This is a genomic window from Microbispora sp. GKU 823, assembly GCF_002027145.1.
GTDB classification, from domain to species: Bacteria; Actinomycetota; Actinomycetes; order Streptosporangiales; family Streptosporangiaceae; genus Microbispora; species Microbispora siamensis.
Genome location: NZ_MWJN01000201.1, coordinates 1 through 4858, shown reverse-complemented (window position 1 = coordinate 4858; position 4858 = coordinate 1). Strand labels below are relative to the sequence as shown.

Genomic DNA, 4858 nt, shown 5'->3' with positions numbered 1-4858 from the left:
CCGGCCCGACTTCTGGAGCGGCGCCGGCCTGCCGGCCTGGTCTTCGTGGTCGCCGCGTTCGTCGTCCCGATCGGCCGTGGTGGTGGTCAAGAGCCTGACCGACCCCTCGCCGGAGAACTACGCCGCGATCTTCACCAGCTCCGTCTACCAGCGCTCCGTGGTGGACACCCTGGAGATGGCGCTGGTGGTCACCGCGCTGTGCCTGCTGATCGGATACCCGTACGCCTATGCGATGGCCAGGTCCGGGACGGCGCTGCGCACCTTCCTGATGGTCGCGCTGATGCTGGCCTTCTGGACCAGCCTGCTGGTGCGCACCTACGCCTGGCAGATCGTGCTGAACGACACCGGCATCGTGAACACCGCGCTGCGCGACTGGCTCGGCCTCACATCCGCGCCGATCCACATGATCAGGACACCCTTCGCGGTCTACGTCGGCATGGTCCATGTCCTCCTGCCGTACGCCGTGCTCGCGTTGTTCGCCCAGCTCCGCTCGATCGACCCCGACGTCGAGCGGGCCGCGCGGGTGATGGGGGCGCGGCCGTGGCGGGTGTTCGCGCGGATCACCCTGCCGCTGTCGCTGCCCGGCGCGGTGGCCGGAGGCGTCCTGGTGTTCGTCCTCGCCCTGGGCTTCTACATCACGCCGCAGCTTCTCGGCGGCGCCCGCCAGGTGTACGTGGGGCAGGCGATCATGCAGCAGATCGAGCAGTTCCTCAAGCCGGGCGTCGGCGCGGCGATGGCGGTCCTACTGTTCGTGGCGGTGCTGGCCGTTCTCGCGGTCGCCGCCCGGTTCGTCGGCCTGGGCAGGATCCTCGGCGTCGGCATGGGGAGGCGGCGATGAGGGCCGGGCTCGGCGTCCGGCTGTTCGCCTGCCTGGTCGCGCTGCTGTTCGTCGCGCCCACCCTGGTCGTCGCGGCGACCTCGGTGACCTCAGGCTCGATGGTGACCTTCCCGCCGAAGGGCTTCTCCCTGCGCTGGTTCGAGGAGGTCCTGACCGATCCCGAGTGGCTCACCGCGCTCGGCAACAGCGTGCAGGTGGGGCTGCTGGCCGCGGTGCTGGCGATGACGGCGGGCACCTCGCTCGCCTTCGCCGCGGCGCGCAGCCGCTTCCTGCCGCCCGCCCTCGTCACCGGCCTGGCCGTGCTGCCGATGACCGTGCCGCTCGTCGTCGCCGGCATCGGCTTCTACCTGGTCTACATCCGGGTCGGCCTGTCGGGGAACGCGCTCAGCCTGGGCATCGCCCACGCGGTGCTCGGCCTGCCGTTCGTGTTCGTCAACGTCCTGGCCGCGCTCACTGGCGTGGACCGCCGCGTAGAGGAGGCCGCTCGCGTGTCCGGCGCGACCGAGGCGGTCACGCTCCTGCGGATCACGCTGCCCCTGGTGGCCCCGGCCGCGCTGGTCGGCGGCGTGCTGGCGTTCGTCTCCTCCTGGGACGAGGTGGTCGTCGCCCTGTTCCTGAACACGCCGCGGTTCCGCACCCTGCCCGTCGTGATGTGGAGCCAGGTTCGCTCCGGCGTCGAGCCGTCCATCTCGGCGGTGGCGACGCTGATCACTCTCGTCTCGCTGCTGATGGCCGCCCTGGTCCTGGTGGGGCCGGCCGTGGTGAAGAAGGTTAGGAGAAGGACGTGACCGAGACGGCAACCCAGGCAGGGCCGACCGGCCGGGAGGGCTCGCCGGGAGCGAGGGTCGAACTGGCCGGCATCGTCAAGAGGTACGGCGACGTGCGGGCCGTCGACGACGTGTCGCTGACCGTGGAGCCCGGTCAGTTCCTCACGCTGCTGGGTGCCTCCGGATCGGGCAAGACCACGCTCCTGCGGATCGTCGCCGGCTTCGTGGACGCGGACGAGGGCCGGGTCGTGGTGGACGGCCGCGACATCTCCCAGGTCCCCGTGCACCGCCGCGAGATCGGCATGGTGTTCCAGAACTACGCCTTGTTCCCGCATCTGTCGGTCGCCGCCAACGTCGCCTTCCCGTTGGAGATGCGGCGGGTGCGCCGCCGCGACCGGGCGGACCTGGTCGAGCGGGCACTCGAGGCGGTGCAGCTCGGCGGGTACGGCGGGCGCTCCCCGAAGGAACTGTCCGGCGGGCAGCAGCAGCGGGTGGCGCTGGCCCGGGCCATCGTGGCCCGGCCGCCGCTGCTGCTGATGGACGAGCCGCTCGGCGCCCTCGACCGCCGCCTGCGCGAGGCCATGCAGATCGAGATTCGCAGGCTCAGTCGCGAACTCGGGCTCACCGTCATCAACGTCACCCACGATCAGGAGGAGGCGCTGACGATGAGCGACCGCATCGCGCTGCTCGCGGGCGGGCGGCTGGTCCAGCACGGCACGCCCGAGGAGCTGTACGGGCTGCCCAACAGCGAGGTCGCCGCCCGCTTCCTGGGCGAGTCCAACCTGTTCCGCGGCCGGGTCGAACGAGACGGGACGGAGTCCGTGCTGGCCCTGCCGTACGGGCGGGTCCTCGTCCCCGGCGACACGCCGGGGGAGCGGGAGGCGGTCGTCGTGGTCCGGCCGTCGGCCATACGCATCCGGCCGGCCGGGGCCGAGCAGTCCGCGGCGGCCGTCTCCCGCATGCCCGGAGTGGTGAGCGCCGACATCTACGCAGGCGACTCGCGCAAGGTCCTGGTCGAGGGCGCCGACGGCGCCGAACTGGTGGTCAGGTGCGAGTCGGGGGCCCCGCTGCCGTGCTCCGTGGGCGACGAGGTCGTCCTGGAGTGGGATCCCGGCTCCTGCCACATCATCTCCGGCGCGGCCTGACCACGCTTCTCAGCACGACGAGGGCGTCGCCCTGCGGCGCTCACGTCTCCGGCATGCCCGTAAACCTCCCCTGACCTCACAAACCCCCGAGAACAAACCCCCCGATAAGAAGAAACGAGGAGCGACATGGGACTGACCGAGCGCCAGCGCGCCGGAGTCGCCGCGGTGGAGGAACTCGGCAAGGAGCTCTCGGAGTTCCACCGCCTCATCTGGTCGTACGCCGAGCCCGCCTGGCGTGAGTACCGGTCGGCGCAGGCGTACGTCGACCTGCTGAAGGCGGAGGGCTTCGAGGTGGAGGAGGGGTCGGGCGGCATGCCGACCGCCTTCCACGCCCGGTGGGGCGACGACGGCCCCGCCATCGGGATGTACGCCGAGTACGACGCCTCGCCCGGCTACTCCCAGGACACCGTGACCTACCGGCAGCCGCGCCCCGGCCTCCACCCGTGGGCGCCCGGCTTCACCGACGCGCACTCGGCCCTGGGCGTCGGCGCACTCGCCGGGGCGATCGCGACCAAGCGAGTGATCGAGCGCACCGGAGGCCGGGGGGTCGTCCACCTGTTCGGCGAGCCGGCCGAGAAGGTGTGCGGATCCAAGGCCGTACACGCCGCCAAGGGCTACTACGACGGGCTCGACGCGGTGATCAGCTACCACCCGCTGTTCGAGAACACCGCGGTGTGGGACATCCACAACTGCCTGTACTGGTCGGCGGTCTTCACCTTCCAATGCTTCGAGGCGCAGCGCGACGACGCCCCGCCGTGGATCAGCGGAGACCCGCTGGAGGGGTCGGGGATGGGCGCGCACAACAGCGTCCGCTCTCCAGGGGCTCTCGACGCGCTGGGCCTGATGCTCACGGCGACCAAGTACGCCAAGGAGAACATGTTCCCCCGGACCGGCCTGTGGTCGCTCAACGAGGCGATCCTGGGCGCGGCCAACGCGACGGCCGACAACCTGCCGCCGCGGATCACCCAAATCCAGTTCAGCTGGCGCTCGCCGCTGATCGGCGTCCAGGAGCAGATCCTGGAGGTGCTCACACGCAACGCCAGGCACGTCGCCGGGCTGGCCAACTGCGAGGTCTCGATGCGCTGGGTGACCCGCACCCGGCCGGGCCTGAAGAACCACGTCATGGCGCAGGCGACGTACGAGAACCTGCTGGAGCTGGGACCGCGCAGGTTCGCGCCCGAGGCGTACGAGTTCGCCCGTGAACTGGAGCGCACCCTCGGGCACGAGCCCTCCGACGACCCCTTCCGGCCGATGCTGTACCAGGTCACCGACCCGCGCGACCATGACGCGGCGACCCGCGCCACCCTCCCGCCGTGGCAGGACTGCACCGGGGCCGACGACTGCACCGAGTACACCTGGCACGCGCCCACCGTGCGTTTCTACACCGCCAAGCCGCTGCTGCGGGTGGTGGGGGAGGACCTCAACCACTGGGCCAACAACGCCATGAACGGCCTGGCACCGGCGATCGACCCGGTGTGGGGTTACGCCGGCGAGGTCATCGCCGCGACCGCGCTGCGGCTCATCGACGACCCCGGGCTGCTGGCCGCAGCCACGGAGGAGTTCGAGCGCAACCGCGAGGCCGCGCCCGCGGCGTTGCGCGACCCGCTGCTGCCGCGCGACTTCGCGCCGCCCGTCGAGCTGCCCTGGCCCGAGTACGTGACCACCGCCCGCGGTTTCGAGTGGCAACTGCCGACCACGACGGACTTCGGCGAGAAGCTCTAGCCGTCCATGGGCACGCTCTCCCGCCCCCGTCGCGGCCGGTACGGGGGTGAGGCGGCGGGGGCGAGCGGGACCGCGCTCGCGGTGGCGATGATTGTCGCGCTGTTCCTCACCGAGTCGCTGGTGCAGATCCTGCTGCCGGTCGGTCTCCAGGCGAGCGGTGCCGGGTCCGGGCTGCTGATCGGCGTGCTGCTCGCACTCGCCCAGGGCGCCGGAGTGATCATGGCCGCGCCTGCGGCGCTGCGCGCCGACCGCCACGGGCGCGGACGGGTGCTGTTCGCCGGCGGCCTGGCCCTCGCCGGGTGCGCGGCCGGGCTCGCCGCCGCCACGTCGGTGTCCTCGGCGTGGATCTGGGCCGTGCCCCTGCTCGGGTGACCGCCCTCGCCCAG

General features: G+C 71.8%; 5 protein-coding genes. All 5 read left to right on the top strand.

Features of this window, described 5'->3' with window-relative positions:
- Positions 1 to 838, top strand: an 838-nt coding sequence (locus B1L11_RS43890; protein ID WP_143737991.1) for an ABC transporter permease, incomplete at its 5' end; no start/stop codon positions are given.
- Entirely contained in the window at positions 835 to 1626 is a 792-nt protein-coding gene (locus B1L11_RS43885) for an ABC transporter permease (protein ID WP_079321052.1), read from the top strand. The genes B1L11_RS43890 and B1L11_RS43885, both read left to right, overlap by 4 nt.
- On the top strand, positions 1623 to 2750 hold the full coding sequence (locus B1L11_RS43880; protein ID WP_079321051.1) for an ABC transporter ATP-binding protein: 1128 nt from the start codon (positions 1623 to 1625) through the stop codon (positions 2748 to 2750). The genes B1L11_RS43885 and B1L11_RS43880 overlap by 4 nt, the downstream gene beginning before the upstream one ends.
- A gap of 126 nt (positions 2751 to 2876) precedes the next feature.
- Complete coding sequence (locus B1L11_RS43875; RefSeq protein WP_079321050.1) at positions 2877 to 4472, top strand: hypothetical protein; 1596 nt, start codon at positions 2877 to 2879, stop codon at positions 4470 to 4472.
- Positions 4473 to 4478: 6 nt separating this feature from the next.
- Positions 4479 to 4844: a hypothetical protein gene (locus B1L11_RS43870; protein WP_079321049.1), complete on the top strand. Its 366-nt coding sequence runs from the start codon at positions 4479 to 4481 to the stop codon at positions 4842 to 4844.
- The last annotated feature ends 14 nt before the right edge of the window (positions 4845 to 4858 follow it).

Coding starts and splice junctions, on each gene's coding strand:
- B1L11_RS43885 (WP_079321052.1), top strand. CDS start 835: ATGAGGGCCGGGCTCGGCGTCCGGCTGTTCGCCTGCCTGGTCGCGCTG.
- B1L11_RS43870 (WP_079321049.1), top strand. CDS start 4,479: ATGGGCACGCTCTCCCGCCCCCGTCGCGGCCGGTACGGGGGTGAGGCG.
- B1L11_RS43875 (WP_079321050.1), top strand. CDS start 2,877: ATGGGACTGACCGAGCGCCAGCGCGCCGGAGTCGCCGCGGTGGAGGAA.